This is a genomic window from Flavobacterium gelidicaeli, from assembly GCF_013294005.1.
Lineage (GTDB): Bacteria > Bacteroidota > Bacteroidia > Flavobacteriales > Flavobacteriaceae > Flavobacterium.
This window is the reverse complement of sequence record NZ_JABSNK010000001.1, coordinates 144650-170171: the sequence shown is the minus strand read 5'-3', so window position 1 is coordinate 170171 and position 25522 is coordinate 144650. Positions and strand designations below refer to the sequence as shown.

General features: G+C 31.3%; 24 protein-coding genes. 10 read left to right on the top strand and 14 right to left on the bottom strand.

Annotated features, from left to right (window positions below):
- Positions 1-321 precede the first annotated feature (321 nt).
- The 5 genes from HNP99_RS00750 to HNP99_RS00730 form a co-directional block, all read right to left on the bottom strand.
- Positions 322-975, bottom strand: coding sequence for a hypothetical protein (locus HNP99_RS00750; RefSeq protein ID WP_173850277.1), 654 nt, complete (start codon positions 973-975; stop codon positions 322-324).
- An 82-nt stretch (positions 976-1057) separates the two neighbouring features.
- Entirely contained in the window at positions 1058-2917 is a 1860-nt protein-coding gene (locus tag HNP99_RS00745) for an outer membrane beta-barrel protein (protein WP_173850275.1), read from the bottom strand.
- A 20-nt stretch (positions 2918-2937) separates the two neighbouring features.
- On the bottom strand, positions 2938-3264 hold the full coding sequence (locus tag HNP99_RS00740) for a hypothetical protein (RefSeq protein ID WP_173850272.1): 327 nt from the start codon (positions 3262-3264) through the stop codon (positions 2938-2940).
- A gap of 3 nt (positions 3265-3267) precedes the next feature.
- Positions 3268-3687 carry a hypothetical protein gene (locus HNP99_RS00735; RefSeq protein ID WP_173850270.1) on the bottom strand — a complete coding sequence of 140 codons (420 nt, stop codon included), beginning with the start codon at positions 3685-3687 and terminating at the stop codon, positions 3268-3270.
- Positions 3688-3689: 2 nt separating this feature from the next.
- Positions 3690-4610, bottom strand: coding sequence for a coiled-coil domain-containing protein (locus tag HNP99_RS00730; RefSeq protein ID WP_173850268.1), 921 nt, complete (start codon positions 4608-4610; stop codon positions 3690-3692).
- Between the two features lie 201 nt (positions 4611-4811).
- Between HNP99_RS00730 and HNP99_RS00725 the strand changes: the two genes are divergently transcribed.
- The 5 genes from HNP99_RS00725 to HNP99_RS00705 all read left to right on the top strand — a co-directional run bounded on the left by HNP99_RS00725 (position 4812) and on the right by HNP99_RS00705 (position 8354).
- Positions 4812-5825, top strand: a complete 1014-nt coding sequence (locus HNP99_RS00725; RefSeq protein WP_173850266.1) for an OmpA family protein — start codon at positions 4812-4814, stop codon at positions 5823-5825.
- Between the two features lie 62 nt (positions 5826-5887).
- Positions 5888-6451 (top strand): RNA polymerase sigma factor, encoded by a 564-nt coding sequence (locus HNP99_RS00720; RefSeq protein WP_371742399.1) that lies wholly within the window; start codon positions 5888-5890, stop codon positions 6449-6451.
- On the top strand, positions 6451-6654 hold the full coding sequence (locus tag HNP99_RS00715) for a hypothetical protein (RefSeq protein ID WP_173850264.1): 204 nt from the start codon (positions 6451-6453) through the stop codon (positions 6652-6654). The genes HNP99_RS00720 and HNP99_RS00715 overlap by 1 nt, the downstream gene beginning before the upstream one ends.
- A gap of 3 nt (positions 6655-6657) precedes the next feature.
- Positions 6658-7485 (top strand): mechanosensitive ion channel family protein, encoded by an 828-nt coding sequence (locus tag HNP99_RS00710; RefSeq protein ID WP_173850262.1) that lies wholly within the window; start codon positions 6658-6660, stop codon positions 7483-7485.
- Positions 7486-7523: 38 nt separating this feature from the next.
- Complete coding sequence (locus HNP99_RS00705) at positions 7524-8354, top strand: GIN domain-containing protein (RefSeq protein ID WP_173850261.1); 831 nt, start codon at positions 7524-7526, stop codon at positions 8352-8354.
- A gap of 193 nt (positions 8355-8547) precedes the next feature.
- Here the strand turns inward: HNP99_RS00705 and HNP99_RS00700 are convergent, their stop codons facing one another.
- The 7 genes from HNP99_RS00700 to HNP99_RS00670 all read right to left on the bottom strand — a co-directional run bounded on the left by HNP99_RS00700 (position 8548) and on the right by HNP99_RS00670 (position 18565).
- Positions 8548-10302: a hypothetical protein gene (locus HNP99_RS00700; protein WP_173850259.1), complete on the bottom strand. Its 1755-nt coding sequence runs from the start codon at positions 10300-10302 to the stop codon at positions 8548-8550.
- Positions 10290-11543 carry a DUF4249 domain-containing protein gene (locus HNP99_RS00695; protein ID WP_173850257.1) on the bottom strand — a complete coding sequence of 418 codons (1254 nt, stop codon included), beginning with the start codon at positions 11541-11543 and terminating at the stop codon, positions 10290-10292. The genes HNP99_RS00700 and HNP99_RS00695 overlap by 13 nt, the downstream gene beginning before the upstream one ends.
- 6 nt (positions 11544-11549) lie before the next feature.
- Positions 11550-14321, bottom strand: a complete 2772-nt coding sequence (locus HNP99_RS00690; RefSeq protein WP_173850255.1) for a TonB-dependent receptor — start codon at positions 14319-14321, stop codon at positions 11550-11552.
- A gap of 19 nt (positions 14322-14340) precedes the next feature.
- A complete protein-coding gene (locus HNP99_RS00685; protein ID WP_173850253.1) occupies positions 14341-15072 on the bottom strand; it encodes a hypothetical protein in 732 nt (243 codons plus the stop codon).
- 228 nt (positions 15073-15300) lie between these two features.
- Positions 15301-17442, bottom strand: a complete 2142-nt coding sequence (locus HNP99_RS00680) for a polyribonucleotide nucleotidyltransferase (RefSeq protein WP_173850251.1) — start codon at positions 17440-17442, stop codon at positions 15301-15303.
- A 233-nt stretch (positions 17443-17675) separates the two neighbouring features.
- Positions 17676-17942, bottom strand: coding sequence for a 30S ribosomal protein S15 (gene rpsO / locus HNP99_RS00675; RefSeq protein WP_026707725.1), 267 nt, complete (start codon positions 17940-17942; stop codon positions 17676-17678).
- Between the two features lie 167 nt (positions 17943-18109).
- The gene (locus tag HNP99_RS00670) at positions 18110-18565 is read right to left on the bottom strand and encodes a GAF domain-containing protein (protein ID WP_173850250.1); all 456 of its coding nucleotides are present in this window, start codon (positions 18563-18565) and stop codon (positions 18110-18112) included.
- A gap of 72 nt (positions 18566-18637) precedes the next feature.
- Between HNP99_RS00670 and xrtF the strand changes: the two genes are divergently transcribed.
- From xrtF to HNP99_RS00645, 5 genes are all read left to right on the top strand, one after another.
- A complete protein-coding gene (gene xrtF / locus HNP99_RS00665; protein ID WP_173850249.1) occupies positions 18638-19186 on the top strand; it encodes an exosortase family protein XrtF in 549 nt (182 codons plus the stop codon).
- On the top strand, positions 19161-19604 hold the full coding sequence (locus tag HNP99_RS00660; protein ID WP_173850248.1) for an exosortase F system-associated membrane protein: 444 nt from the start codon (positions 19161-19163) through the stop codon (positions 19602-19604). The genes xrtF and HNP99_RS00660 overlap by 26 nt, the downstream gene beginning before the upstream one ends.
- Before the next feature lie 541 nt (positions 19605-20145).
- Entirely contained in the window at positions 20146-20979 is an 834-nt protein-coding gene (locus HNP99_RS00655) for a restriction endonuclease (RefSeq protein ID WP_173850247.1), read from the top strand.
- A 36-nt stretch (positions 20980-21015) separates the two neighbouring features.
- Positions 21016-22371, top strand: coding sequence for an MBL fold metallo-hydrolase (locus tag HNP99_RS00650; RefSeq protein ID WP_173850246.1), 1356 nt, complete (start codon positions 21016-21018; stop codon positions 22369-22371).
- 213 nt (positions 22372-22584) lie between these two features.
- Positions 22585-23274 (top strand): DedA family protein, encoded by a 690-nt coding sequence (locus HNP99_RS00645; RefSeq protein ID WP_173850245.1) that lies wholly within the window; start codon positions 22585-22587, stop codon positions 23272-23274.
- A 210-nt stretch (positions 23275-23484) separates the two neighbouring features.
- On the opposite strand, the gene groL is transcribed toward HNP99_RS00645, so the two are convergent.
- Together groL and HNP99_RS00635 are read right to left on the bottom strand one after the other, a co-directional pair.
- On the bottom strand, positions 23485-25116 hold the full coding sequence (gene groL / locus HNP99_RS00640) for a chaperonin GroEL (RefSeq protein WP_173850244.1): 1632 nt from the start codon (positions 25114-25116) through the stop codon (positions 23485-23487).
- Positions 25117-25202: 86 nt separating this feature from the next.
- Positions 25203-25478: a co-chaperone GroES gene (locus HNP99_RS00635; RefSeq protein ID WP_173850242.1), complete on the bottom strand. Its 276-nt coding sequence runs from the start codon at positions 25476-25478 to the stop codon at positions 25203-25205.
- Between the last annotated feature and the right edge of the window lie 44 nt (positions 25479-25522).

The following is a 25522-nucleotide window of genomic DNA, read 5'->3' as shown; positions in this document are numbered from 1 at the left end:
GTACAAATAGTTATACGTATGAAGTACAGATAATGTTACAAAAAACATGAAAATAATTATTTTAATTTATTACTTAGTAAAGTTGGAGCAGGGCATTCCCTACGGGCGGGCTATACGCTGTATCTTTGATTCCATTGCATTTCATCAAAGGATGCCGCTGCTATCCCTAATGCAAAACCCGTTCGACCAGAATATTTTTGCTAAAAATAGAAAGTTATAAAAAAAAGTAGCCACAGTTTACAATCACTTTCACAATTAAGTGAAAACGATGGTAAACTGTGGCTGAAATGTAAAAGTCCGAAAAGCAACTTGAAATCGATATTATGCTTCTTCTAGCACTTCACCTTCAAACTCTCCAGCGATAATGTCATTGCGTTCCATCCAATATTCAGAGGTTATCATTTCGTAATTTTCATTGTCTACGGTGTTTAATTCCCATACAATTCCTTCCGCGTCAGGAAACGGAGCATCGGTAGTCATTGGTTCGTCAAAAAGACGTTTAATAAGTGTTGCTTCTGCCAAGCCATTGTTTAAGATTTTTAAGAATTGCTCTTTAGTTAATTCTCCTTTTTCGTCACTAGTGATTTTACATTTTAAAACAAGTGCTTTGGCATTTGGAAATTTGCCGTTGTAGGCATGATGCAGTAATTGGTTGCAATGAAATAAAGGTGCGTGTAGCTTAATAACTGGATATTCTTCGCAAACTTTATCCAGCAGCATATCATTTGAGATTTGCTCAATTTGCCCTTCACTTAATTCTTCTGATAATTTGTAAGTTAGTAAGATAACAGCAGCTTCATTAGGCTCGTAATCGCTAATTGCCATAAAAAGTAATTCGCGTAACTCTTTATTATCTCTGCTTTTTGCATCAGGAAAACCATATTCAGCAAGTAAGGCTACATAATCTTCAGTTGACCAGTAGGTGTTTGATTCTTCAATTGTTTGGATATTGTTGATAGTAACTTGATATTTCATTTGTTTAGTTTTTATAGTTTAAAAAAAATGGAGTATAATTAATTCATTATACTCCATTTTATCCTTATGCGTAAAGGAATTGTTATTTCTTTTTAGCCGCTGGCTTATTTTTTTCTAACAATGCTTTTTCTAAAACGTCTACTCTTTTCTTGATTTTTTCATTTTCAAGAGCATTGTTATAGTTGGTTTTATTGGTTTCCATAACTTGATCAATCAAACTTTCTAATTCCGCTGGAGTTAATCTAATATACTCAACAGGATTGTTATTAGTTGTTTTTACTGTAGTTGCAGGAACTTGTGTTGTTACTACTGTTTTAGTAGCACTTTCTTTTGCTAAGGTAGTAACAGGAGTTGAAACAATACTGTCTTTTACAGTTTTATTAACAATAGGTGCAATACTATCATTTGCTACTGTTTTAATTTCTTGTTTTGCGGCAATTACTTTTAATTGTTGTGCTTCTTTCTTTTCAATGGCCTTTTTTTCTATTTGAGCTACTTCCTCAAGAGCGTTTTGAGCCGTTTTCTTTTGTTCAAGAATAACTACTGCTTTGTCAATGTCGTCATTTGCTTTTGCTTTTTCTAAGTCTGTTTCCAGTCCATCTAGTTTATCTTGATATTCTTGTTTTAACGTTGCAATTTTATTTGTGTTGTCTGCATTGTTTTGTGCAATTTTCTCATCAATATAAACTTGTGTTTCTTTGTCTTTGATGTTCAGTTGTTCGCTTAACTGTGCGGCGTAAATAGTATCAGGATTTGTTTTTTTACCGCCAAAACTTAATTTGATTCCGGCGTTGTACATAATATGTGTTTGCAAATTGTCTGGGCTTGATAAATCAGTAACATCAGCTGCAGATGTAATCATACCTCTTGCACCACCCGTAATCAAAATATGCTTGCTCAACGGAATGTTTAAACCCAAACCTGCCGAAGCAAATTCTTCGCTATCTACTGCCGTATTTGTTTTTCCTAAGTAATTACTTTGCGTATTCAAAATACCACCACCTAAAATTAAGTACGGTGTTACTCCGTTACCATCATTCAATCTCGCTCTAAACTCCAAACCATACATAGACAGGTGGTCAAAAGAGGTCGAAATTTGTTCGTTCTCTGAAGCTTGTAAATAGAAAGCACGAATTCCAGTGTATTGGTTAAAGTCAAAACCAGCATACAATCCCATTAAGTAGGTGTCTTTGAAAAGTGATTTATCATCAAATTTAATGTAGTTGATACTAGGTTCAATAATCCACTGAATACCTTTGAAACCATTACTAAATTTACTGTAATAGGCCTTGTCTAGTTCGCTCATTGTACCGGGTTTTCTTCCTCCTAAGTAAAATTGTAAGGATGCTTGTGCAGACCAATTTGTCAATCCATTGGTTTCAAAATCGGCATTAGTCACACCAAAATCATTCTTGTTTTGTTCCGTAAGTAAATTTTCACCAGCGTTAAAGTTGTAGTTGTTGTATTTTCCTTCAATAGTAAAAACGATACGGTCAGTTAATTTGGTTTTAAAGCCAAGACCAAGACTGGTATATATTTGGTCAAAATCTGCTCCGTCTTTGATCGCAATGTTTTGCACTCCAGAACCTAATGTTAGGTAAGGAATAAAGCGCCCTTTACCAAGGTTAGTTTTGAATTCTCCTCCCCAACGGGTTAGATCAACATCTTGTGATTGAAACGTACCTTCATTGTAACCTGTAATCCCAAAATCAGAAAATCTAGTTTTTAAACCTAAAGATTGCATGTAAACTGCACGAATTTCAACATATTCGCCAAAACCAAAACCAATCTTTCCACCTACAGATGTAGCGTTTTCTAGACCAGATTGTTTGTCGTAAAAAGTGTAATCTACAAAAGGTGAAGCGGTAAAGCTGATGTCTTTTACTTGTGCAAATCCAAAAGTTGAAAGGGATAATAATAAGAGGTATATCGTTTTTTTCATGTGAAAATAGTATTAATTGTTTATATGATCTCTTCAGCAACCAAAACTTGAGGTTCTATAGGCGAAGAATTCATTTTAAGAGTAGCAATTTCAAAATCTTTTTTATGAATGGTAATTTCATTTTTTAGATTCTCGATAATCGCTTCATTTTTCATTTGCTTGTTCTTATCCATAAGAAAGAAAAATAAGCAAAAGATCAATCCAAATGCCATAGTAATAAGCAGTGGGAATGTCGTGAAGATTCCAAATCCTAGATCAATGGCTTGAGGAGTGTGGAAGATCTCAAAGTTGAGGGTATATAAAAAAACATTCAGAATTAAATACCCAAGGAGTAAAATATTTCTCATAGTTTAATTATTAAGTTTTTTTAATTTTTTTTCGATAGAAATAAGGTTTTTTACGTTCCCCTTGTACTCCTCAACTAAAAGAGCTATTTCATTACCAGTCAAAAATGGTTTGTGTAAAGTGTCCGTTTTTACATAGTGCTCTAATGATTTTTCGCCAAAGCTCATTATAATTTCTTGTTGTCTTTCGATAATATTTTTCTCTTCTTTTTGAAGCGAAATTTTATCAGTGTACAAATGGATGCGTTGGTTTGCTTCTTCAACTATTTCTGAACTTGCAACATAAGCTTTTGCACTAGAGTCTTTTAGCTTTTCGGTAACTACTGCAGTCCCTTCAATTACGTTATCAGTAACATTACCAATGAAATTTTTAATTGAATCAAATGCTGAAGTTGATTTTTTATCTGAAGTTTTTTTATTTGCCATGATTATTTAGTTTTTTTATTTTGTTGTTTTTTTCTTTTTCCGATGATATAAAATACTGCAAAAAGTAAGATTACAATTCCTACTGCAATCAATGCGTAGTATAATCTGTTTTGAGTTTTGTTAGCATCAGCTTGATTTTGTGAATTTAAATTGTGTTGTTCTGTTTTTACAGAAATGCTGTCATTTAATGAAGCTACAGATGTGTTGATGCTGTTTACGTTACCAGTAAGGCTTGATATTTGTGTGTCAATCGCACTAATTTGTGTCGTAATTTTGGACTCTTCTTCTTTTGCAAATTCTCCAAAAATTTCTTGAGCATTATAATCTTCTCTTATTTTTTTACTTAGAAAATCACGTTGACCATCAATCGATAATACCTGGTCTTCTACATCAGAGATGTTTCTAGTTAACGCTTTTACTTTTCGTTTTTGATCATTGATTTTTCCGTTGATCGCTCCTAATAAGGTGTCTATTTTTGCAAAATCTTTTGGCGCAGCACCTTTGTCATATAATGCTTTGTGTTGTGCATCATAAACCACTTTTTCTTGATTTAATAAATCAATTTTTTTAGCAGCTAGTTCCATTTCTTGTTTTTGTAAAGTAACTTGCTCTTCAATGTTTTCTTTTTGACCTTTTAGTTCGTTCAGTTTTAAATTAACTCCTTGGATTCCTTTGTCAATTTTTGAATCGTTCATTCTTGCCATAGATTCTTTAGTGCTTTTTAACACGTTTAGCAACGAATCTTTTTTTCTTGAAAGGGCAACAATTTGTTGTTTTGCTTCTTCTTGTTCTTCAAGGGTCTTATTTAATTGTGAATTGGTTTGAACAATTTCTTTTTTGATTTCTGGATTTTCGCCATCTTGTTTCTTAACGCAAGAACTTAGTGAGAGTATTGTTAATGCAACTAGAGTTATTTTTTTCATGTCGTGAATATTTAAATGATTTATAGTTAAGACACATGAAAAACCGATAGGTCACATTTATTTTAAAAAAAAAGTGACTTTTCTATTTATTAAGTGTCTTAATTATAAGTTGCTTCTTCAATAGAAGAGCACGATATAATACAATCAGTTCTAAATTGAGAACTAATTTCTAATTTGACAACATTCAATAAATAATATAGTATGAAAACAAAAACGACCCTTATCCTATTACTTTTTACAACACTTTTCTTTGGACAAAACCACCAAGAGGGAGAGATAGTGATTTCAAAGCCGCATTTAATTTCGCTTTTGCAAAAGTTTAAAGATCAAAATATTGCAGTTGTACCTAAAAATGAAATCACGAGTGAACTTATTTCAGAATATAATACGGTTAACAATGACAGCTTGATGCAAAGAATGAATCTGTTAGAAAATAAAATAGCCTCTTTACGTATAAAGATGGATACAGTAATGAAACAAACAGTTGTTCGTGATACTGTTTTTACATCATCAAAAAAAATAACGGTTATAAGAGATACTATTTACAATTCAGTAGCAAATAATAATAAAAAGCTGCCCCATATTGATAATGGAAATAAAAACTATGAGCAGCAGTTCAACTTATTAAATAATAAATATGACGCTTTACTGCGTAATCAAGAACAATTATTGATGCTCCAAAAAGTGAATACGATTGCAGTTCCAGCTGCAGTTGCGGTTGTTGCTGCGACAAGTACTAAGGCTGTCGAAAAAACAGAAACAATTGCAAATGTAAACCGTGTAGATAATTTGGTTGTAGTTACTGATTCTGTAGCTTTAGAGCAAGCTGATGTTGCTATAAAGCCATCGGCTAAATTTGTTTCAGTACAGGAGATCTTGAAAGAGAAGTATGAAAAGGTACAAGCGCAAGTCTTTTTTGATAATAATGCTACAAAAATAGAGCAAGGTGATGCTTTACGTTTAGGAGAGGTATTTCGAAATTTAAATGGCAATCCAAACTTATTAGTGTTTTTAGAAGGCTATAGTAGTAAAAAAGGAAATATTGATTACAATAATAAATTATCTTTACTTCGAAATGATGCGGTAAAACAGTTTTTAATAGAAAACGGAATCTCACCAAAAAGAATACTATCTCAACATCATGGAGTAGATACAAACAGTAGTACTGAAACTATGGCTCGTAGGGTTGATGTAAGTTTTGTAGTTAAAAATTAACTGTGTTTTAATAGTGACTTTGTAATAATAGTTGTGTCTAACTTATATAAAGGATATACAAAGTGGAGAAATACAAAGATGTAACTGACGAAGAATTGGCATCAAAAATTGGAGAGACTAACGATACAGTTATGTTTGGAGTTTTATATGATCGATACGAACATTTAGTTTATAACAAATGCTACAGTTTTGTTCGGTCTATAGATGAAGCTAAAGATTTAACTCAAGATGTATTTTTACATGTTTTTGTAAAGGTTTCAGGTTTTAACGGAAAGTCTAAGTTTTCAACATGGTTGTATTCTGTTACTTATAATTTTTGTGTTAATTATCTGAATCGTGATAAAGAGCGTAAGATGTCATCACATTCAAATCAAGTAGAAGAACAATATGACTTGGCTATCGAAGTAAATGATTTTAGTTTGTATCAAATGCAAGTAGATAAACTGGAAAAAGCACTAACGTTGATTCCTCCTGAGGACCGCATGATTTTACAAATGAAATACCAAGATGACGTCCCCATAAAGGAACTTCAAGAAGTATTAGAATTATCAGAAAGTGCCGTTAAGATGCGGCTATCAAGAGCAAAAGTAAAAATCGCCGAAGTGTATAATAAATTAGCTATATAATGGAAAACGAGAATCCTTTCAAAAAAATAGGGCTTCCATTACAAGAAGTCCCTAAAGAATTAAAGCAAAAGGTAATGGATGATGTTAACGCAGTAAAATTCATTATGGAAGTAACTAGTTTGTTTTCGTCAAACTATGCGTCAGCAATAGAAGGAATGTTTAAGACAAAAAATGATGATAATAATAACGATACAAAGAAATAAGATATGGAAGTTTTAGACCAGTTGAGATCAGATACTTTAAATACTGTGAATACACTTTTCTTTAAAATAGGTGAGGGGTTAATCAGTTTTATCTACGCATTACTTGTATTAGTTATAGGTTGGGTAATTTCAAAAGCAGTTATCTTTATTTTGCGTAAAGCACTCACGGTATCTAATATTGATAAAGTGGGTGATAAAATAAATGAATCTGATTTATTTGGGAAATCAGATTTCAAAATAAATATTTCTGAAATCATAATAGGTTTTGTGCGCTGGATTTTAATTTTAGTGTTTATGATTATCGCTGCCGATGTGATGCAGTGGACAATAATATCTGTTGAAATAAGTAACTTGTTACGTTATTTACCAAGATTATTTAGTGCTATCGCATTGTTAATGATTGGGATATACATCGCTAATTTTGTTAGAAAAACAATACATGGATTGTTTACCTCCTTAAATATGAGTGGCGCAAAAATGATTAGTAGTATCGTGTTTTACGGCATTGCAATTTTAGTAACCATTACGGCACTTAATCAGGCAGGTGTAGATACGACTATTGTTACAAATAATATTACGATAATTTTAGGGGCTTTTTTATTGACTTTTGCTTTGGCATTTGGATTAGGATCCAAAGATGTAATTACTAATTTGTTATTTACTTTTTATGCTAGAAAAAACTACACCGTAGGTGAGCATATAAAAGTTAATGGTAATGAAGGTGAAATTATCGCGATAGACAATATCAGTTTAACGCTAAAAACGGCATCAGGAAAGGTAATTATCCCCATACTGCAAATTATAGAAAGTACAGTTGAGATTAAAGAATAAGATTCAAAATAAATAAAATAAAATTTAAAATATACAAAATGAAAAAAATACTACTTACATTATTTTTAGTTGGTTGTTTTACGAATTCATACGCACAGAAAAAAGCTAAAATAAAAGGAGATAAAAATGTAGTTGAAAGAACATACACACTTGATGGCTTCGATACTGTTGAGATTTACGATAACCTTGAAATAACTTTTACAGCAGGGAATCTTAGTAATAATTACTTTCTTAGAACGGATGCTAATCTACAAGATGTTGTAAAGTTTGAAGTTGTAGATAGTATTCTTAAAATAAGAACTTCGGCAAGAATTACTTCAAGTAAAAAAATGGATATTACTTTAAATGTCACTACTATTCATGCTATAAAGCTGTATAATGACGCACAAATAAAGCAACTAGGATCTGTAGTTGTCAACGAAGATTTTGATATTATGGGTAAAGATGATTCAAAAATGAAATTGAATATTACAGCTAAAAATATTAATTTCAGTCTAAGTAATGATGCAGATGCAGAAGTGGACTTACAAGCCGAGTCTATCAAAATGATTTTAAGCGATAAAATTGATGCAGAAGCAATATTAAAAACTGAATCACTCGATTTGCAAATGTATAAAGATGCAGAGCTGTCTGCAAGTGGTGACGCTGAGAAATTACGATTGAGTTTAGTTGGAAAACCAATATTAAGAGCAGAAAAGTTAATGGTTCGTAATGCAGATGTAAAGCAACATGATGGCTCAGAAGCTATGCTAAATTGTTCTAAAGAAATTGCTGTTTTTCTAGAAGGGAAATCAAAACTTTACTTATATAATACTCCAAATGTAATAATGAATGGAATAAAAGGGAAGTCGGAGTTGTTGAAACGATAATAGGATAACAAGTTTAAAATTTAAAAAATCCCGTTTCGTGAAGAAACGGGATTTTTTTATTGAGTTACTCATGATCCTGATCTTAGTCTAGAGAGAATATTTTATTGTAATTTCTCTGCACTTGCATAATCAATCGTTTAATGATATAGAAGTTTTGTTTTTAAATAACGGTAAAATTAATAGAAATGATGGGTTATTCTACTACAAATGTTTCTTTGCTTGAAATTGGTTTTCCAGTATCTGAAAAGCCTTCAATGCTAACTTCAAACGTACCCGATACATCTGACGTATAAAAAGAAAATATATTTTCTTTATTATTAAAATATACATCGGTCATCCATAGTAATTGATACCTATAGTCAGGTATTCTATTATTGTTATTAATAGTGGAATAATCAGGTTGAAAGTAAACTTTTTTACTTAGCGGTCTTTTTATTATCGGTTTTATAAGGTAGCTTCCTTGAAGACTACTATTATAATTATTAGTTTTTGTCGTAAAAGAAATTAATCCATTGAACATTTTTGTTCCAAAGTAATACCCCCCTCTTACAATATTAATTTTGTAAAAGTTATCTGTTTTATATTTAAAAAGTTCATTTATATCCTCAATTATTAAACCGTCAACAATAACTAGAGCTGGCAGTGATAACTCAATATTAGGGTCATAGTCCATCAGATGTAATGTGTAAGTGTCTTTGTTTTCAGTATAATACATTCCACTAATTATTTCGACAATAGTTTCTTTAAGTGTTGGGAATCTTGTATAGTCGTCAAGAATATATTCTTTCGATAAGGGGTCGAAAAAAGTTTTTAAATTTTCTATAGGAACTAAACTATCTTTTTTTGTATTGTAATATGCGTTTTCAATTTGACTTGCAACAGCTCTTTCTTCTATATTTGTTTTAAAATCAGGATTTAACCGTAGCTCATTAAAAGATAAAGTTGAGTAATTTAATTTCTTAGGGGTATTAATTTCAATATTGAAATCTTCTTTATCTGCATCAATAAGCTGAATAATAATATTATCACTTAAATTTTTATTTTCCAAATTAAAGAAAAATCTTCCGTTTTTACCTGTTTTTGTTATTTTGAGGTCATAGTTTTTTCCTGGAATTGATAAAGCAATTTGTTTATTTTCTATATTTTCTTTTTTTGTTTTTGGGATGATTTTACCCGTTATAATTTCACCTCGAAGTTCAGGTAGCAATAAATCTTCAGTGGCGATACTATTGTTAAAATTTGAATTATTATTGGAAGTTTGGTTTTCTTCAAAACTCAACTTATTACTGTAGAATAAATCTTCTTTTTTTCTAACAGATAAAGAATAACTACCTTTTAAAATTTCCTCAAAAGGAGATGTTACTTTTAAATCTACGCGTTCTCTATTTGAATATGTTTTTTTATTAAATTCAATTGAAATATTGATTTGATCAGCCCCAAGACCTGTTTCTTTTTTTTGTGTTAAATAATTATTTTCGGCAATTTCATTCTTAACAGTTTTAGAGTTTATTTGATACGGATTTATAATAGAAATGGTAATATTGAAATATTCGGGATTATTTTTATTAAGCATCCAGTTAGTGTATCCAATTAATTTATAATTCCCAGTTTCTAATGTTGTGGGAAGAAAGAAATCTCCATTTTCTGTTCCGTTTTTAAGAAATAATTTATGATTGAAGATTGGCTTTTTGTTACTATCGATAAGTTCAATGTATCCAATTTTACTATGTTTGGAAGGAATATTTGTTGTTTTATCAATACAAAATAATTTGTAATACAATGTTTCACCTGTTAAAAATGTATTTGAATTAGTAGTAATAAAAATAGATTCATTAATTGTTTGATCAATCGTATTTAGTTGCTGTATTGAGATATTATTTTGCGCAACTGTGCTTTCATTGTAACTTAATAATAAAGTTAATACTAGTAAAAGTTTTAGTCTATCCAAAATGAAGGTTTTATATTGTTAGAAAAAGAGGTGCAATCACCGCATTGGATAGGGTAAAGTTCAAGAAAAATAGTTGGGTTAGAATTAAATGGAATAACTCCATATTTATCGTAACCACTAACAAAGACACTTTTATCATTAATGATATTTGCTAATACAGTTACTCCTTCGCAATTGTTCATTTGTTCAAAACAATATTTATATAGATATTCATCTTTTTGATCCTCGCTTAGTTCAAGTGGGCAGTCATATGGATAATCAGGCTTTTTTTCTTTAGGGAAAATATCAGCATAATTAAAAAATATCCTTTTTTCGGAATAAGATGAAACATCAAAAAAACCTAAAACTTTTTCGTTTAGATTGTCATCGGATTTAATATTTCCTGAAAAATAACCTGGTTGATTTTGGGATAAAATACTTTCAGAATCTGATAGACCTTTTAATGTCGCATAAAAAGTTTGTGAAGCAAGATTTTGAACGTACTGCTTGACCAAAATACTATATCTGTCTCTTATAATATGATCGATACTGCTAATAAATCGAACTGGAAAATTTACTCTGTCCTCTGATAAGTCATTTGTTTTGGTTAAAATAATATTGTCTGATTTTCTGGTCGTAAAACAAGTTCTTACTTCCGTTGTCCTAGGCTGTAATTCGACTTCGCCAGCTGCTATTGCGCCATTCTCTAAGTATTTAGCACTAGCTTTTACATTTACCCATTTTGGGGCTACAATTTTATAAGTCTCTTCGTATTCGTATCTGTAAAATTTAGAAGAATTTGTTGGATCGAAACTATTGACAAAAATTTCAACGCCGAGTACTCCTTCTTTTGTAGTAACAGTTGGAGTTATATTTTGTATTTCATTTACATTAGTCAATTCTTCTGTTGTTGAGCTGTATGATTTGCCATTATTAGTGGTTATGTGTAATTGATAATTTCTATTTGCAACTGCTTGAAATGTTGAAGTTGAAACATATTTCTCATCTACTTCTTCAAAATCGTATTTATTACCTTCATTATCAGTAATGTAAACAAGAGCGTCGTTTTCGAAATTTGGGCCACTTTCTTCAAATCGAAAAGTATGAGTCAATTTTATTTCATGTTTTTTCATTTCGTTTGTAATTGTTGCTTCAACTACAAGAGCGTCATTAAATGCGTTTGTTTCGTATGCATAAGGTGTTGTGCAGCTTACGATAGAAGTAAGGACTATTAAGAAATAATATTTAGCGTTTTTTTTCATATTTATTTAAAATTTGAAATTATAGGTAATTGTTGGTACTGGTATCGCAAATATTGATGTTTTATATGCTTTTACTTGACCTTCTTTAGTAACAAAAAAGACTGAGTAGGGATTATTTCTTCCTAATAAATTATAAATAGAAATATTCCAAAAACTATGCGCTAGTTTTTTTATTTTATGATTTCCTTCAATATTTAATCCAATATCTAATCTGTAATAATCAGGAATTCTAAATTTATTAGTATCACTGTATAAAGTATATTCAGCATTTCCATAGCTATATTGTCCAACAGGGTAGGTTATAGGTCTTCCAGTTTGATAAATAAAATTAGCCGAAAAACTATATCGATGTGTGAATTTATAATTTAAAACTACACTAAGATCATGTGGCTTGTCAAAATTTGTGACGAAGAATTCACCATTATTTACTTTTTCTTCGTTAAATTGACTATCTAATTTTATAAAAGATTTAGAGTAAGTGTAACCAATCCAGCCATTTAATCGGCCTTCACTCTTTTTTAATAAAAATTCTACACCATATGATTTTCCAATACCTTGTAGTAAATCAGTTTCAAGGTTTTGATTGAGTAGTAAATTTGCACCAACTTTATAATCTAAAATATTTTTTGATTTTTTATAATACCCTTCTAAACTTAACTCTAAGTCTTTATAATCTATGTTTTTATACAGCCCTAATGAGAATTGTTCTCCGCTTTGGGGTTTTACATTTAAATCAGATAGTTTCCAAGTAGCTGTAGGTGATTGAGTAGTGTTATTTGATAGTAAATGAATGTATTGATAAGTTTTATCATAACCAGCTTTAATAGAAAGTTTTTCATCAATCATATACCTCAAAGCTAGTCTAGGCTCAAAACCACTTGAAGTATTTATAACCTCATTTTTGCCAAATTCTTTTTCTTCTATAACAGTTGCCTCGTTTAGAGGTAATCCAGGTTGGTATATTTTTTGTGACGATTTCCCTAAAGATGCATATATAGAATATCTAACTCCAATATCAAAGAGTAGTTTGTCTGTTATTTTAAAATTATCAGAAATAAAAGCTGCTGATTCTAATGCTTTTTCCTTATCAATACTAATCGTGTTTAATAAAGAGTTTGGATCTTTTGGGTTTAAACTCCCCGGGTTTATACCGTATAACTTACTTGAAATTCCATATGTTAGTTTATGCTTTTTATTTAATGAGTAGTTAAGTTTGAAAATTATTTGAGTTTCATCTATTTTATAGCCAAAATCAAAGGCATTTGGGTTTTTAGAATCGTAATCAATATTGAATTTATACTCGCTATTAGTTACATTAAATTCTCCTTTGCTTTTTTCATTAAATGTGTGTTTCCATTTAACAGAAACAAGTCTATTGCTATACTTAAATAAAGAATCAGATGATATACTGTAGGCGTCTTTACTATAGTAAAAAGTGGTTTCAAATACGTTGTTTTTATTTATAGTATGATTGTATTTTGCAAATAAGTCATAAAATGAAGCTTCACTATTTTTTAATTGTTCTTCGTCTAAACTTCTTAGAATCCATTTAGAATAAGTTGCCCTTCCGCCAATTAATAAACTAGAGCGACCTTTTACAATAGGAGTCGAAACAATAAGATTACTTGTTACAGGACCGATACCTCCTTCACCTTTAATTTTTTCGTTATCGCCATTCTTCGATATGATATCGAAAACAGAAGATAATCTTCCTCCAAAATCTGAAGGAATTCCACCTTTATAGATGTCTACTTGTTTTACAGTATATGGATTAACTGCTGTAAAAAAACCTAAAAAATGAGAAGGATTATATAATGTGGCATTGTCAAGTAAAAATAAATTCTGGTCCTCTTTTCCACCTCGTACATTATATCCAGCCGAACCTTCACCAGCTGTTTTTACCCCTGGAATAGTTAGTGCAATTTTTAAAATATCTCTTTCTCCTAAAACAGTTGGGATGTTTTTTATTCCTTCAGCTTGAATAGTTGTTACTCCAGTTATTGCCGTTCTTATTGTTTTGCCTTTTTTTCCATTTACAACCACTTCATCTAATTGGTTTATCTTTTCGGATAGTAAGAAATCCAATTTTCCATTACTATAAACCATTATGTTTCTACTGTAGTCTTTATAAATAATAGATTTGATTTCAATTGTATTCATTCCATAGGGAAGTTGAAGTGTGTAATATCCATCAGCGTTTGTTGTCGTATGAATATCACTGTTTTTTACTTTTATTGAAATATCTACTAATGGTTTTCCGTTTTTTGTATTTTTTAAATAACCAGAGAGTGTGTATAGATCATCGTTTGAGTATGTTGATTCCTTACCTACTAAAGCAATAATAGATGCTGTTTTTGATTCATTCTTTTTTATAGTATCATACTGTTGAAAAAAAATTGGTTTATTTGAATTATTATCTATTCGCTTATCATCAGATTGTGTTCCAAAATAATTTTCAGATAGTTTGTTATGTATGATGCTGTTTTTTAATAGGATTACGTTATTTTTTTCAATTATGAAATTGATATTCGTATCTTCTAAAACTTTATAAAGTATTTCAGTTATAGTTTTGTTGGTATAATTTCCGGATATTAAAACATTATTTTCAAGCCAACTCTCTTGAAAGTAAAATTTATATTTTGATATTGTTTCTATTTCTTCAATTACTGAGAGCTTGTTACTATTTGTAAATTGAATAGTATAAACAGTATTGTTATCTTGGGAGTAAATAACCTGATTTAGGAACAATAATAATAGTGTAATGATGAATTTCCTCATGAGTATAATTTTGAGTTCTTTAATTCGAAAAGTTAATATATCTCAATAAGTTTTCCATAAATTTTATTTCGTCTGATTTTTCTAAATTCTTATTTTTAGAATAATAAGCACTTATTTTACTTTTATGTTTAGGGAATATTTGTATGATATCTTTTTTGTTTTCTATTTTATAGTAAGAGTTTTTATAATTAATTAAAAATTCGTATTTTTCTTTAAATTCTTTAAAAATATGATTGTTGTTTATTTTTTCTCTCATGTTTTTATGATGTTTAATATAAAGTACGTTTATGTCTGTAGCAACACTAATTTCATAATAACCATTGATAAACTCAGGTAGATCTGTATGATGATAACTTAAATTGACAAACTTTTTATCGTTAAGGTAAAAGAAATCAATTTTTTCAAGGATAAGATTTACTCCTATGTAATTTGATTCTCCATATGGTTTTAAAATTAATTGATCTGTAAATATATCATATTTAATATCTACATCATTATATATTTGCCCTTCATAACTAATGATACCTTTACTATATTTGTCAGTTATATAATACATGTTGTTTTCGCCTATAGTTTTATAAGGATTTACATGAATACTACCGTTGTTTATGGCTAGGTTTTCTTTTCCAATACTATTGTCGTACCAGTTGTAAAGTAAAGTCTCTGATGCAGATTGACAATGGCCATTGTATTTGGTAAGAATAACAGCAAATAAAGCTATGGATAATTTTACTTTTAACTTTGTGAGCATAATTTTATAGTTAGATTTTTCTAATAGTTAATTTAGTATTCTTACAAATTTTGTTAAATATAATATAAAAAAATCATAATTTGCGGTATAAAAAACACTATTTTTAATTAAAAAAATAATAAACTAGTATTTTTTAAAAAAAAGCTAGATTTTATTAATCGAAAAACCCCAATTCATTGACTGAATTGGGGTTTTCTATAAATAAACCTTTAGTAAACTAAGATCTGATTACTCTTTTTTCTCCTCACGTGGAGGTCTTGGCATAAGTGCTTTTCTTGAAACTTTTTCTTTTCTAGTTTTTGGATCCATACCTAAGTATTTCACTTGAAAAACATCGCCCATATTCACAACGTCAGAAACATTTTCTGTGCGTTCCCATGCTAACTCAGATACGTGTAGTAATACTTCATTTCCTGGAGCTTCAAGGTATTCTACTACTGCACCAAAATCTAACATTTTGATTACTTTAACTTCGTAAGACTCATTCATTTTAGGTTTGAAAGTGATTGATTTAATCTTAGCTAATACTGCTTCAATTCCAGCAGGATCAGTTCCTAAAATTTCGATAACTCCCTCTTCCGTTGTAGGATCTTCATTGATAACAATTGTAGTTCCAGTAGTTTTTTGTAATTCTTGAATCACTTTTCCACCAGGTCCAATCAATGCACCAATGAAAGCATTAGGAATTCTTCTTGTAATGATTTTTGGAGCGTAAGTTTTAACTTCCTCTTTTGGAGTTGCTAAAGTGTCGATTAATTTACCAAGGATATGCAAACGACCGTCACGAGCTTGAGCAAGTGCAGCTTCCATAATTTCGTATTTCAAACCGTCAATTTTGATGTCCATTTGGCAAGCTGTAATTCCTTCAGAAGTTCCAGTTACTTTAAAGTCCATATCTCCTAAGTGATCTTCATCACCAAGAATATCAGACAATACAGCGTAACGGTCACCATCAGTAATCAATCCCATTGCAATTCCAGAAACGGGACGAATCATTTGGATACCAGCATCCATTAATGATAATGTTCCAGCACAAACAGTTGCCATGGAAGAAGAACCGTTAGATTCTAATATTTCAGAAACAACACGAATTGTGTAAGGACAATCAGCAGGGATCATGTTTTTTAACGCTCTTTGAGCTAAGTTTCCGTGACCTACTTCTCTTCTTGAAGTTCCTCTTAAAGGACGTGCTTCACCTGTAGAGAAAGGAGGGAAGTTATAGTGCAAGTAGAATTTTTCTTCACCTTGTTGAGATGGAGAATCAATTTGGTTAGCTTCTCTAGAAGTTCCTAAAGTTGCAGTTGCCAATGCTTGAGTCTCTCCACGTGTGAACAATGCAGATCCGTGTACAGATGGTAAGTAATCTACTTCACACCAGATGTCTCTGATTTCTGTTGTTTTTCTACCGTCTAAACGTGTTCCTAAATCTAGGGTTACGTTACGAACTGCTTCTTTGTTTGTTTTCTTGAAGTATTTAGAAACTAATTCTCCATCTACAGCTAATTCTTCTTCAGTAAACAAAGCTTTAACTTCTTCTTTAACTTCGTCAAATGCTGCTGTGCGTTCTTGTTTAGAAGAACCTTTGCTTGCAATAGCATAGATTTTATCGTAAGATGCTGCTTTTACTTTTGCGTAAATAGCTTCGTCTTCTCTTTCTCCTTCGTAGGTACGCACTTCTTTTTTGCCAAAAGCAGCTTGTAAACGTAGTTGAGCCGAAATTTGATTTTTGATATGTCCGTGAGCAAATTTAATTGCTTCTACCATTTCAGCTTCTGAGATTTCTTTCATTTCACCTTCTACCATTGCGATAGAATCCATAGAAGCTCCAATCATCATATCGATGTCAGATAATTCTAATTGAGCACGACTTGGGTTAATGATGAATTTTCCATCAACTCTACCAACTCTAGCTTCAGAAATTAATGTTTCAAAAGGAATGTCAGATAAAGCTAAAGCTGCTGATGCTGCAAGACCTGCTAATGCATCTGGCATTACATCTTCATCATGAGACATTAACTGAATCATAACTTGTACTTCTGCATGGTAGTCATTTGGGAAAAGTGGACGTAAAACACGGTCAACAAGACGCATTGTTAATACTTCACTATCACTTGGTCTTGCTTCTCTCTTAAAGAATCCACCAGGAAAACGTCCTGCTGCAGCAAATTTTTCGCGGTAATCTACTGTTAATGGTAAAAAGTCAATACCAGGACTTGCTTTTCTTGAAGATACAACTGTTCCTAAAATAACAGTTTTACCTATTCTAATTAATACAGATCCATCAGCTTGTTTAGCTAAGCGACCTGTCTCGATTGTGATGTTTCTTCCATCACCTAAATCGATACTTTCTACAAATAATTGTGGAATCATAAATTTAATTTATTAGTTAAACATGGGTTCTAGTTGTGTTGTAGTTGTTGTTTGCGTAGTTAATGCCTAAAACCCAATGAAAAACCAAACTTTTTTATTTGTTAGTACTTCGTGTACTAACTTTATGTTGTTTTACGCTCTCTAATGCCTTTTAATAAAGGACTTACTTATTCAGTAAAATTATTGCTTATAAAAACAAAAAGAGGCACTTGCGCACCTCTTTTTTATATTGATTATTTTCTGATATTCAATACTTTGATAATCTCACGATATCTGTTAATCTCTTTCTTTTTCAAGTAGTCTAACAAAGATCTTCTTTTACCTACTAGTAATACTAGTGAACGCTCTGTATTGTAATCATGACGATTTTTTTTCAAGTGCTCAGTCAAATGGCTAATTCTGAATGTGAATAAAGCGATTTGCGCTTCTGCTTTTCCAGTGTTTGTTTTTTCTCCGTGTTGTGCGAAGATGTCTTCTTTAATCTCTTTAGTTAAATACATTCCAATATTTGTTTAATGATTTTTATGTATGTCTAGCATCTATTGTTAGACGGTGCAAAAGTACTACTTATTTTTGAAAAATAATATTTATACTTTATAAAAAATTGTCTTTTGCTGTTTTTTTTGATAAGCTATCTTAGAATAAGCGAGTTTGTCAAATTTATCAGTTAATACAATTTTGCAACTTCTTGATTTACAAATTCTAAAAAGCGTTCGTCTTCGGCTGTAAATGGATCAATTACGTGACTGTCAATGTCTATTTGACCTATGTTTTTGCCATCTACAAATAGAGGGACTACAATTTCTGATTTTACTGTGAAGCTACAAGCGATATAGTTGTCTTGAGCAGCAACATCAGGAACTACAAAATTATCATTCGATACTGCAACCTGTCCGCAAATTCCTTTTCCAAACGGAATTACAGTATGATCAGTTTCTGCTCCTATATATGGTCCTAAGTGTAATGTTTGAGTTTCGTGGTTTGCAAAGTAGAAACCAACCCAGTTATAATAGGCTATATTTTCATTTAGAAGTTGACATACTGCTAAAAGTTTTTCATCTCTCGAAAGAGCACTTGCTGTAGTAATCTCTGTTACTTTAGGTTGTAATTCCTGAAATGTCATGTTTTTATATTTTTTTACAAAAGTATTTAATCTCTGTATTATAAATTACATAAATTTGTTAAAAATTAGATTTTGAAACAATATCTTATTCAATACAAACCTTTTTTAATGTTCTTGGCTAAGTTCTTTTTGACTTATATAGTGCTTACTATTATTTATCAATTTTATTTGAACACATTTGAAGGCAATAAAATGGATTTAATTACACAATTAGTGGCTAAAAATACCGAACAGCTCATGCATTTTTTTAATGCAGATTTAATAGTGGTGAAAGATTCAGAGTCGTATATTAAGTTAATTTACAAACAACAATACCTTGCTCGAATTATTGAAGGATGTAATGCAATTAGTGTCATAATTTTATTTGCATCATTTATTGTTGCCTTTTCAGGAAAAGTAAAACAGACGCTTTTTTTTATAATCACAGGCGGTATCGTGATTTATATATTGAATGTTATTCGCATTGCACTTTTAGTAGTTTTAATGTATAATTATCCTCAAGAAGGCGAGTTGTTACATGGAACTCTTTTTCCGTTATTTATCTACGGAGTCGTTTTTATATTGTGGGTTATCTGGGTTAATAAATTTTCATTATATGCTAAAAAAACTATTCGAACATAAAACTACAATTGTTTTTTCACTTGTATTTGTTTTGCTACTTGTAGCGGTGCGCATTTATGAAAATGAGTTGTTTTATGATCCGTTTTTACTGTATTTTAAAAGCGATTTTAAAGACGCTCCATTACCTGAATTTAATTATTTTAAATTATTTATAGGATTTCTTTTTCGGTACTCACTTAATATGGTTGTCTCCTTGGGATTGATTTATACGCTATTTAAGGATATTACAATGATTAAATTTGCGACTTTATTGTATCTTTTTTTCTTTTTAGTTCTAATTTTATATTGTTTCGTAATTCTTCATTTTTTTGGAGAAGAAAATAAACTGGCATTCTTTTATGTTAGGCGGTTTCTTGTTCAACCAATTTTTGTGCTGTTGTTTATCCCCGCTTTTTATTATCAAAAACAATGCAATTGATTTTTTGTTTGTACATAATACCAATACAATTTATAAAATAGTCCTATTTAGTAGTTTGATCTAAATCGATAGCCAAGATAGCATCGCAACTCGACGTAGCAAAACTCCCTTAGATTAAAATATACTTGCAGATTTTTGCATAATAGCGGTGTTTTAATGATTATTTCTTCGCTTTCTTACCATCGATACTTGCTTCTTGAGGTATAAATGGATAATCACTTTTTATTTATATTGATTTATCAAATTTTTTGCGCAAACCTCTTGTGTTTATGTACCATAAATGGATTGGTGTGAATTTGATCCCTCAAATAATTTAACATTAGTAGAGCACCATAGTATGAGGGTTCATTCCTGTATTTTACCATTAAAAGGAGTTGTTTAAGTTCGGGTCAACATAAAGTAAAGGTAGGGGTAGGTGTTATTGCCATGGAGTAATCAGTTTTTTTAGGACATATATTTTTACTTTTAATTCAAAAATTCGATTTGTTTTTACGTATCTTTAATTAAATGCGTATTTAATTGATAATCATTTTTTTAAATTATGAAAATAATAAAAAATTCAGGTGAAATTGTAAATTTTGATGCTACTAAACTGAAGAATTCTTTAGTGAAATCTGGCGCTAATGATTTAGAGGTTGATACTATTTTGAAGAAAATAGAAAATGAAATCTACGAAGGAATCACAACAAAGCAGATTTATAAAAAAGCTTTTGCTTTACTAAAAAAACAATCCGACTCTCACGCGGCTAGATATAATCTACGAGCAGCGCTATTGTTACTTGGTCCTGCGGGGTTTTTCTTCGAAAAATATATTGCCCGTCTTTTTGCGGCAGAAGGTTATGAAGCAAAAACGAATTTAACTTTGCAGGGTAAGTGTGTATCTCATGAGATTGATGTTTTAATTAAAAAAGATCAAGTTATCGCGATGGTAGAGTGTAAATTTCATGGAAGTACTAATGCCGCTTCGGATGTTAAAGTACCTTTGTATATTCATTCTAGGTTTAATGATATCAAAGAGAAGAAGCATCTTGTTTTTTCTAATAACGACCTGGTCTCTAAATGTTGGATTGCTACTAATAATCGGTTTACAAGTGATGCAATTGCTTACGCAGCATGTTCAGGTATTTATCTTTTAAGCTGGGATTATCCCAAAGAGAATAATCTAAAAACTAAAAACGATAAGGATTGCCTTTATCCAGTTACTTGTCTAACGACACTTACGCTTGCCGAAAAGGATAAACTATTGTTTCTAGATATTATTCTGGTTAAAGAGCTGATGAATAATTCAGTTGTGCTACAAAAAGTAGGGTTAAGTGAAAATAGAGTGAAAAGAGCCTTGAAAGAAGTGTCCCAATTGTGTCATTTTCTTAAATAATCAAGCTCTTGTGTATAACTTCAAAAACAAAATAGTATGAAAGTTACATTTATTGGTGGAGCAGGAGTCGTGACAGGTTCAAAAACATTAATTGAAAATAATGGAATTAGGATTTTAATAGATTGTGGGTTGTTTCAAGGTATAAAGCCGCTGCGAGAACTCAACTGGCTTCCTTTGCCTATATCAGCAGCGTCTATTGATTGTGTTTTATTGACTCATGGTCACTTAGATCACTGTGGTTGGTTACCTTTACTAGCAGATCAAGGTTTTTCTGGTAAGATATATTGTAGTAATCCTACAATGGCAATAGCAAAACTAATTTTAATGGATAGTGCTAAAATTCAGGAAGAAGAAGCTAATAAAGCCAATAAAGAAAATTATTCAAAGCATGAAATTGCTAAGCCTCTTTACACAGTAGCACAGGCCAAAAAAGTATTTCCTTTATTTCATGTTGTTAAAATAAATGAGTCTATACCTTTAGCTGGCGGAGTTTCGGCTTTATTTACTAATGCAGGGCACATAATTGGTGCTTGTAGTATACAGTTAAAAAGTGAAGATAAAACGCTTGTTTTTTCGGGAGATATTGGTCGGGATAATGATGTTTTAATGTTTCCGCCTACAAAGCCTAAAAATGCCGATTATGTTTTTCTTGAAAGTACCTATGGAAACCGTCTTCATCCTGATACAGATGCTAAATCAGAGTTAGCGATCGAAATTAATAATGCTTTTAACAAAAAAGGGACAGTTATCATTCCGAGTTTCGCTGTGGAACGTGCTCAAGGAATCATGTATCTTTTGTGGCAACTTAGATTAGAAAATAAAATACCTGATATTCCTTATATTATTGACTCACCAATGGGGGTAAGCGCTTTTGATGTATTTTTAAATAACAGTAATTGGCATAAAATTTCAGTAGCAGATTGTGTTGCGATGAGTAAAATGTTTACTATGATTACAGATTATAAAGATACTTTAGCAGCAATAAGTGATAAACAACCTAAGGTAGTGATTGCGGCAAGTGGTATGGTTACTGGAGGTAGGGTGTTGAGTTATTTGCAAGAATTTATAGGTACGCCAGAAACCACAGTAATTATAGTAGGATACCAAGCTGAAGGTACGCGTGGTAGAAAGCTGACTGAAGGAGCAAATGAAGTGAAGATTTATGGAAAACAGTATCCAGTTTTGGCTAGAATTACTGAGATAAAAGGCTTATCAGCACATGGTGATCAAAAAGATTTGCTGAATTGGCTTTCTGAATTAAAACACAAACCTAAAAAAGTTTTTCTTGTTCATGGCGAGAACCAACCCGCTGACGAACTCCGACTTAAAATTATCGAGAAATATGGTTTTGATTGCTGTATTCCGTTAATGGGACAAGAATTTGAACTTTAAATTAGAAAAAGTATAGGATGAAGTAGCTTGGATGCTTTATTGGTTTTGAGCCGTACTCTAGCTTCGGTTTTTATTTGTTTGTAATTTTTTTTTTATTTACCTTATTATAAAAGTAATAGTTAATTAATATTTAAATTAAAATAATAAATTGCTCTTGAGATAAATAATACTTACTTTCACGCTCAAATTATTTTAGCACAAAAACACTTTAGAATGAACAGTTTTGATTGGAAGAATTTAATTGACCCACTTTTTTATATTCACTTTGATGTGAATGGGGTTAAGCTTGGTATATATATCGTTTTATTTATAGTGTTTGCCGAAACAGGGCTTTTTGCTGGTTTTTTTCTACCAGGTGATAGTTTACTTTTTCTTGCGGGAATATACAGTCGTGAATTAATCGAGAATGTACTCTTTATTGATAGTGATTTTGTAAATGTAGTGTTGTTGTCTACAATGGTTGCGTTATCAGGAATACTAGGAAATATTGTAGGGTACTGGTTTGGGTCAAAAAGCGGGTATTATTTGTATAATAAAGAGGATACCTTCTGGTTCAAAAAGAAATACTTAGTTCAATCCAAAGACTTTTTTGAAAAACACGGTGGTAGAGCTATAATTTTTGCTAGATTCTTGCCTATTTTTAGAACTTTCGCTCCTATTGTAGCTGGAATTGTTACTATGGATAAAAAGAAATTTATGTTTTATAACGTTGTAAGTTCTTTTTTATGGTCGTTTACATTGATTTTTGCAGGACATTACCTGTATGGATTTCTTCTTGATAATTACGGAATCAACTTAAAAGAACATATTGAGTTAATTGTTATTGCATTAGTGGTGATTACGTTATTACCAGTGCTTCTTAAGTTTGCTAAAAAATCACCTCAAATAGAAGATGAGGAGTAGTTAAGGTAAATGTAATTTAAAGTTAGATTCTTTACTTGGTTTTTAAAAGAAGTTTGGTTGCATTTAAAAACTCTATTATTTTGAATATTAAGATTTAAAGTATTTTGGTTTTAAACCAAATCAAAAACAAATAGTCTTTTTTATAAAAGGCAAATAAAAAAGGCAGTTCTTAATTGAACTGCCTTTTTTTATAGTGTTATTAGTAAAATATTACATCATTCCTGGCATACCACCACCTCCATGAGAGTGACCTGCTGATTCATCTTCTTTAATGTCAATCAATGCACATTCAGTAGTTAAAATCATTCCCGCAACTGATGCTGCATTTTCTAATGCTACACGTGTCACTTTTTTAGGATCGATAATTCCTGCTTTAAGCATGTCTACATACTCATCTGTTTTAGCATTGTAACCAAAATCACCTTTACCTTCAGCAACTTTTGCAACAACTACAGAGCCTTCAAGGCCTGCATTTTCTACAATTGTTCTTAAAGGAGCTTCAATAGCTCTAGATACGATTTGGATTCCAGTTGCTTCATCTGCATTGTCGGGTTTAATGCTGCTTAATGCTTCTTTTGCTCTTAATAAAGCAACACCACCACCAGCAACAATTCCTTCTTCTACAGCTGCGCGAGTAGCATGAAGAGCATCGTCTACGCGGTCTTTTTTCTCTTTCATTTCAACTTCAGATGCAGCTCCTACATAAAGCACAGCAACACCACCAGCTAATTTAGCTAAACGCTCTTGTAATTTTTCTTTGTCATAATCAGAAGTTGTAGCTTCCATTTGACCTTTAATTTGGTTGACACGATTTTTGATCATATCCGCTTCACCAGCACCACTTACAATTGTTGAATTGTCTTTGTCGATAGTTACTTTTTTAGCAGTTCCTAACATCTCTAAAGTAGTGTTTTCAAGCGTGTAACCTCTTTCTTCAGAAATTACTGTTCCACCAGTTAAGATAGCGATGTCTTCCAACATTGCTTTTCTTCTATCTCCAAAACCAGGTGCTTTTACAGCAGCAATTTTCAAAGCTCCACGAAGTTTGTTTACTACTAATGTAGATAACGCTTCTCCGTCAACATCTTCAGCGATGATTAATAATGGTTTTCCTGATTGTGCTACTGGCTCAAGAACTGGAAGTAATTCTTTTAAAGAAGATACTTTTTTATCGTATAAAAGGATATATGGATTTTCAAGTTCCACTTCCATTTTTTCTGAATTAGTAACAAAATATGGAGAAAGGTATCCTCTGTCAAACTGCATTCCTTCGACTACATCAACATAAGTATCTGTACCTTTAGCTTCTTCAACGGTAATTACACCTTCTTTTCCTACTTTGGCGAAAGCCTTAGCGATTAACTCCCCAATGATTTCGTCATTATTAGCCGAAATAGAAGCGATTTGTTTGATTTTATCAGAGTCTGAACCTACAACTTGAGATTGTTTAGCAAGATCCAAAACAATAGCATCAACGGCTTTGTCAATACCACGTTTTAAATCCATTGGGTTAGCACCTGCAGCAACGTTTTTCAATCCTTCTTTTACAATTGCTTGCGCTAAAACAGTAGCAGTTGTTGTTCCGTCACCAGCTAAATCATTAGTTTTTGAAGCTACTTCTTTAACCATTTGTGCTCCCATATTTTCTAATGGGTCTTTTAACTCGATTTCTTTAGCAACAGAAACACCATCTTTAGTAACTGTAGGGCCACCAAATGATTTTCCAATGATTACATTACGGCCTTTTGGTCCTAGTGTAACTTTTACTGCATTTGCTAATGCATCAACTCCGCGTTTTAGTCCGTCGCGTGCTTCTATATCAAATTTTATATCTTTTGCCATTACTTTTTTTGTTAGATTTTAGTTTCAAGTTTAATGTTCCAAGTTTTAGAAAACTTTAGAATTCCCCCTTCGGGGGTTAAGAGTATTTAGATTATTGCAAGAATATCATCTTCTCTCATGATCAGGTAATCTGTACCTTCTAATTTTAATTCAGTACCAGCATATTTACCGTAAAGAACACTATCTCCAACTTTTACTGTCATAGCGTGGTCTTTTGTACCGTTTCCAACTGCTACTACAGTTCCTTTTTGTGGTTTTTCTTTAGCTGTATCTGGAATAAAAATCCCTGAAGCAGTTTTAGTCTCAGCAGCAACGGGTTCGATTAAAACTCTGTCTGAAAGTGGTTTGATGTTTAAAGCCATAATTATATGTTTTTTTATTGTTTTATTATAATGATTTAATAAGG

Coding starts and splice junctions, on each gene's coding strand:
- HNP99_RS00750 (WP_173850277.1), bottom strand. CDS start 975: ATGAAATATCAAGTTACTATCAACAATATCCAAACAATTGAAGAATCA.
- HNP99_RS00745 (WP_173850275.1), bottom strand. CDS start 2,917: ATGAAAAAAACGATATACCTCTTATTATTATCCCTTTCAACTTTTGGA.
- HNP99_RS00740 (WP_173850272.1), bottom strand. CDS start 3,264: ATGAGAAATATTTTACTCCTTGGGTATTTAATTCTGAATGTTTTTTTA.
- HNP99_RS00735 (WP_173850270.1), bottom strand. CDS start 3,687: ATGGCAAATAAAAAAACTTCAGATAAAAAATCAACTTCAGCATTTGAT.
- HNP99_RS00730 (WP_173850268.1), bottom strand. CDS start 4,610: ATGAAAAAAATAACTCTAGTTGCATTAACAATACTCTCACTAAGTTCT.
- HNP99_RS00725 (WP_173850266.1), top strand. CDS start 4,812: ATGAAAACAAAAACGACCCTTATCCTATTACTTTTTACAACACTTTTC.
- HNP99_RS00715 (WP_173850264.1), top strand. CDS start 6,451: ATGGAAAACGAGAATCCTTTCAAAAAAATAGGGCTTCCATTACAAGAA.
- HNP99_RS00710 (WP_173850262.1), top strand. CDS start 6,658: ATGGAAGTTTTAGACCAGTTGAGATCAGATACTTTAAATACTGTGAAT.
- HNP99_RS00705 (WP_173850261.1), top strand. CDS start 7,524: ATGAAAAAAATACTACTTACATTATTTTTAGTTGGTTGTTTTACGAAT.
- HNP99_RS00695 (WP_173850257.1), bottom strand. CDS start 11,543: ATGAAAAAAAACGCTAAATATTATTTCTTAATAGTCCTTACTTCTATC.
- HNP99_RS00690 (WP_173850255.1), bottom strand. CDS start 14,321: ATGAGGAAATTCATCATTACACTATTATTATTGTTCCTAAATCAGGTT.
- HNP99_RS00685 (WP_173850253.1), bottom strand. CDS start 15,072: ATGCTCACAAAGTTAAAAGTAAAATTATCCATAGCTTTATTTGCTGTT.
- HNP99_RS00680 (WP_173850251.1), bottom strand. CDS start 17,442: ATGATTCCACAATTATTTGTAGAAAGTATCGATTTAGGTGATGGAAGA.
- rpsO (WP_026707725.1), bottom strand. CDS start 17,942: ATGTATTTAACTAAAGAGATTAAAGAAGACATCTTCGCACAACACGGA.
- HNP99_RS00670 (WP_173850250.1), bottom strand. CDS start 18,565: ATGACATTTCAGGAATTACAACCTAAAGTAACAGAGATTACTACAGCA.
- HNP99_RS00660 (WP_173850248.1), top strand. CDS start 19,161: ATGCTAAAAAAACTATTCGAACATAAAACTACAATTGTTTTTTCACTT.
- HNP99_RS00655 (WP_173850247.1), top strand. CDS start 20,146: ATGAAAATAATAAAAAATTCAGGTGAAATTGTAAATTTTGATGCTACT.
- HNP99_RS00650 (WP_173850246.1), top strand. CDS start 21,016: ATGAAAGTTACATTTATTGGTGGAGCAGGAGTCGTGACAGGTTCAAAA.
- HNP99_RS00645 (WP_173850245.1), top strand. CDS start 22,585: ATGAACAGTTTTGATTGGAAGAATTTAATTGACCCACTTTTTTATATT.
- groL (WP_173850244.1), bottom strand. CDS start 25,116: ATGGCAAAAGATATAAAATTTGATATAGAAGCACGCGACGGACTAAAA.
- HNP99_RS00635 (WP_173850242.1), bottom strand. CDS start 25,478: ATGGCTTTAAACATCAAACCACTTTCAGACAGAGTTTTAATCGAACCC.